The sequence below is a fragment of the Stenotrophomonas sp. genome (assembly GCF_050737075.1).
Taxonomy (GTDB): domain Bacteria; phylum Pseudomonadota; class Gammaproteobacteria; order Xanthomonadales; family Xanthomonadaceae; genus Stenotrophomonas.
This window is the reverse complement of record NZ_JBOHXV010000171.1, coordinates 1-3,054: the sequence shown is the minus strand read 5'-3', so window position 1 is coordinate 3,054 and position 3,054 is coordinate 1. Positions and strand designations below refer to the sequence as shown.

The 3,054-nt window shown below is 62.4% G+C and carries 7 protein-coding genes; all 7 read right to left on the bottom strand.

Features of this window, described 5'->3' with window-relative positions; translation table 11 throughout:
• The coding region (locus tag ACREPD_RS21985; protein ID WP_431601173.1) for a hypothetical protein at positions 1 to 250 on the bottom strand (250 nt) is incomplete at its 3' end.
• Entirely contained in the window at positions 250 to 501 is a 252-nt protein-coding gene (locus ACREPD_RS21980) for a hypothetical protein (protein ID WP_431601264.1), read from the bottom strand. The genes ACREPD_RS21985 and ACREPD_RS21980, both read right to left, overlap by 1 nt.
• On the bottom strand, positions 498 to 857 hold the full coding sequence (locus tag ACREPD_RS21975) for a phage protein GemA/Gp16 family protein (protein ID WP_431601263.1): 360 nt from the start codon (positions 855 to 857) through the stop codon (positions 498 to 500). Before ACREPD_RS21975 ends, ACREPD_RS21980 begins: the two co-directional genes overlap by 4 nt.
• 62 nt (positions 858 to 919) lie before the next feature.
• Entirely contained in the window at positions 920 to 1,828 is a 909-nt protein-coding gene (locus tag ACREPD_RS21970) for a recombination-associated protein RdgC (protein ID WP_431601262.1), read from the bottom strand.
• Positions 1,828 to 2,100, bottom strand: a complete 273-nt coding sequence (locus ACREPD_RS21965; protein ID WP_431601261.1) for a hypothetical protein — start codon at positions 2,098 to 2,100, stop codon at positions 1,828 to 1,830. Before ACREPD_RS21965 ends, ACREPD_RS21970 begins: the two co-directional genes overlap by 1 nt.
• Position 2,101: 1 nt before the next feature.
• Positions 2,102 to 2,734, bottom strand: coding sequence for a DUF3164 family protein (locus ACREPD_RS21960; RefSeq protein ID WP_431601260.1), 633 nt, complete (start codon positions 2,732 to 2,734; stop codon positions 2,102 to 2,104).
• A 7-nt stretch (positions 2,735 to 2,741) separates the two neighbouring features.
• Positions 2,742 to 3,054, bottom strand: a 313-nt coding sequence (locus ACREPD_RS21955; protein WP_431601259.1) for a hypothetical protein, incomplete at its 5' end; no start/stop codon positions are given.

Sequence of the window (3,054 nt, the reverse complement as noted above, 5' to 3'; positions counted from 1 at the left end):
CCCCAGATCGCTCGTCCTTGCAGACATGGCCAGCTTCGACCAGGCCAGCAACTTCCTGGGCGATCTTGGCGGCGCGAGACAGTCGCAGCGATGTTTTGGCAGGCTTGAACAAGCCGAGGTAGCCCAGTACGGCCTTTCCCAACTCCGGCTGCATCCCGGCCAAGGTTACGGCCAGCCGCTTGCCGTCTTCCTCGACAAAGAACGCATTCACGTGGCCCTGTGCGCCGCATTCGGGACATGTCGCTTTCATCAGTTTCTCCGAAAGTCCTTCATCGAGGGCGCGGGCGGCGCATCCAAGCCGTCCAGGGCATTGCTGAGGAATGCACGCACGAACTCATCCTCCGATCCACCAGCCCTGAGCAGCTCGACGCCTAGAGCCACCACATTCGTGAGATACGGCACCACCTGCGGCGGATGCAGCTGCATTACGTGCTGAAAGGTGATCCTGAGCGCGGCATCTACTGCCGACTCCAATACGCGAGCTTCTTTCTGTGCCGTCACTTCTTACTTTTCCTGTTTGCGTGGATCTGGAGCGCAGCGATTAACCGATGGAGCTGGTCGGCCTTCAACCACTCCAGCCGCTCAACCTTGAACATGCGCTTGGCCATCGAAGTGGCGTAACTCCATGGCCTGCCAGCAGCAGCAAGCAGCGCCTCGACCTTCTTCAGCATCGGGATGCCGTCTACCGCATCCGGTCTACCCGGGAAGACTGCGCCGCCATCCTGCTTACGGGCATCGCTAAAGCCGAGGCGCTTCATCTCCTGAATGACCTTGTCGCGTTCCTGGGACGACATCGCAGCGCTCGAGCTCTTGCCGGTGACCCGAAGCAACAGCTCCCTGTAGGTGTCGTCGGCCATGCCCAGCTGGGATACGGCGACGTGGATCTTGGCGATCTGTGCTCGTCGGGGATCTCTCATGATCAGCCATAGACCCTGCTGAGCTCGAAGACGTCTTCCAGCAGCAGGAACAGGCGGCGCACTTCGCCGCTCTGCAGGGCAAAGCGGGCGTCCAGCTCGGCGCGGCGACCGTCCTCGTCGGCGTGCTCAAGCTGGTCCAGGGCGCCGTCCAGGAACTTCAGCTTGCGCACGATCAGGTCATCGCCCAGCACGAACGACAGGTTGTCCTCGAACACCAGGGCCAGCTTGGTCACCTGCTTGCCGGCGTCCAGGTGCTTGTCGATCTCGTCGCAGCGCAGCTCCTGGTGCTGGCATTTGACCACCGCGCCGCCTTCGGCCGGGTCTTTCATCTCGCACTCTTCGCCCAGGCTCAGCCCGGTCGGAAGCGGCTCACCGGCGATCCATCCGGTCAGGATCGAACGCGGCGCCACTTCGGCGTTCAGCGGCATGGCCGGGAAGCTGCCGAGCAGGCCACGGATATCGGACATCACGCTCTCGCCGGCATTGCGACTGGAACCGTCCACGGCCACATAGCCATGCGCGAGGTCGATCAGCGCATCAGTGCGCCAGCTGGCTACCAGCGCCTTGGGCATCAACTCGTGTAGCAGGTCGTCCTTTATGCGCTTGCGTTCGCGGCCGCCCGGCTTGCGACCTTCCTTCGCCTCGATCTCCTCCATCTTGCGGGCCAGCAGGTCGTTGACGGCTGCGCCCGGCAGGATCTTGTCCTCACCGCCCACGGTCAGCCAGAGCGCGTCGCCGACGCGGTGCGAGAACACGGCCTTTTCCTCACGGCCGAACGGGGAGATAAAGCCGCGCGAGCTCATTTCGAGCGGACCCACCGGCTTGAGCAGCGCCTGCGGCAGCAGGGTGTCGGCCTCGGAGAAATCTGTGCTGATTGGGAATGCGAAGAATGTCAGGTTCTTGAAGAACATCAGGTCGTTTCCTCGAAGCAGATCAATTGAGTGTGGATGTGGTGCCGTTTCAATGCCCAAGGGAATACGTCGCCGCGCAGCCGGATGTACTCCAGCGCATCCCGCACTGTCCCAAGGTCTTCGCCGAAGAGACGGGGAGCGTTGGCATCGAAGTGCCGAACGCCGTCAATCCATGTGTCCCGGCAGAACAGTTCGATGTCGCAGCGGACGGTCTTGTCTGCGATCTGGACGGCGAGCGCGATCGTGCCGGCGGCGGGTTCCGAGTGATCCATGTCATACCCCCGCCATATCAAGCGTGATTGGCTGATACTTGCCCTTGTCGTCGCGTTCGTAGACGCGGACGTAGGATTTACTGCCCACGACCTGGACGGCCTCGCCGATTGCTGCCATGGCGCGCTGCCAGCGGTCATCCGCAATCTGAAGCCTGCGCAGCGACAGCACCTGGCCAGTACGGATATTGCCCTGCTGATCCATCCGGAAAGCATCGTTGATGATGGCGCGAATTTCCGGTGACGCGTCTTCCGTCCATTCGACCAGGCAGGCATCGATCAGTGCCTTGGCCGCCTGGAGGCGCTCATCGAAGCGGATGCTCTCCTGAATCTGGCGGATGATCTTGTAACTACCGTTGAAGGCCAGGAGGGTGACGTTCCCCTTTGTACCCCCGATAAACACCCGATATTCCTCCGCACTGAGCTGGATGAAGGCGGCGATGTCGGCGTGCGCCCGGATCTTGAACGCCGCGAGCTGCGCGTGGAGGCGCTTTGCCTCGCTGGCCAGCTCAGCGACCAGCTCATCGCGAGCCTGATCAATGGGGCGGATGTTCCTCTCGGGGATCAGATTCCCCTTGGCGTCCTGCCGGTATCCGGCAGGAATTTCGGTGGTGCATTGCATGGTGTTGCTCTCCATTTCGTGATCAGTCGCTGAGGCTGCTGGCTGCTGCGCGGGTGGCCCGGTAGGCTGTGAGCAGGTTCTGAATTGCCGCGTGGGGCAGCTCGATGCAACAGGCGTCCACCAGTGCTTCATCGAGGTCCTGGCTGATCGCTTTGAGGCGATTGCGCAGTGCCAGAGGGTCATCCTGGCGAGGGCGTCCTACTGCGCTGTTCGCCGGCTCCAGCAGGGCTACGGGCGAGCTGGTGTTCAGGCGGATCAGGGCGTGAATCGCAGCCGCTCCTGTGCCCGTAGTTTCCAGCTGGCCCTGCTGCTGCAAGGCGACCACCGCCTGCGCC